Origin of the sequence: Flagellimonas lutimaris, assembly GCF_003581615.1 — a bacterium.
Taxonomy (GTDB): Bacteria; Bacteroidota; Bacteroidia; order Flavobacteriales; family Flavobacteriaceae; genus Flagellimonas; species Flagellimonas lutimaris.
Genome location: NZ_QXFH01000007.1, coordinates 1 through 662, shown reverse-complemented (window position 1 = coordinate 662; position 662 = coordinate 1). Strand labels below are relative to the sequence as shown.

The 662-nt window shown below is 48.8% G+C and carries 1 protein-coding gene; it reads left to right on the top strand.

Translation table 11 applies throughout. The features are described from left to right. The coding region (locus D2V08_RS18125; RefSeq protein ID WP_147374017.1) for a chlorophyll a/b-binding protein at window positions 1-626 on the top strand (626 nt) is incomplete at its 5' end. Between the last annotated feature and the right edge of the window lie 36 nt (window positions 627-662).

The window sequence follows — 662 nt, the reverse complement described above, 5'->3', positions numbered from 1 at the left end:
AGGGGCTATTGGCCAAGTCTGAAATCCCTGAGTACCTCACAGGAGAAGTTCCTGGAGACTATGGATATGATCCCTTTGGCCTCGGCAAGAAACCCGAAGACTTTGAGAAATATCAAGCCTTTGAGCTGATCCACGCTCGATGGGCCATGCTTGGTGCTGCTGGTTGTATCATTCCTGAGGCATTCAACAAATTTGGAGCCAACTGTGGCCCTGAGGCTGTTTGGTTCAAGACCGGTGCTCTGCTTCTAGACGGCAACACACTCAACTATTTCGGCAAGAACATCCCCATCAACCTTATTCTTGCTGTTGTTGCTGAGGTTGTACTGGTCGGTGGTGCAGAGTATTACAGAATTACAAATGGATTGGATCTGGAGGACAAGCTTCACCCCGGTGGTCCTTTTGACCCATTGGGTCTGGCTAACGACCCGGACCAAGCTGCATTGTTGAAGGTGAAGGAGATCAAGAACGGGCGGCTAGCTATGTTCTCCATGTTCGCTTTCTTCATCCAAGCGTATGTCACCGGGGAAGGACCAGTCGAGAACCTTGCAGCACACTTGAGCGATCCTTTTGGCAACAACTTGCTCACTGTTATTTCTGGAACAGCTGAAAGAGCCCCAACTCTGTAATTTTACTATGTATGCCACTTTTTTCTTATCAACACC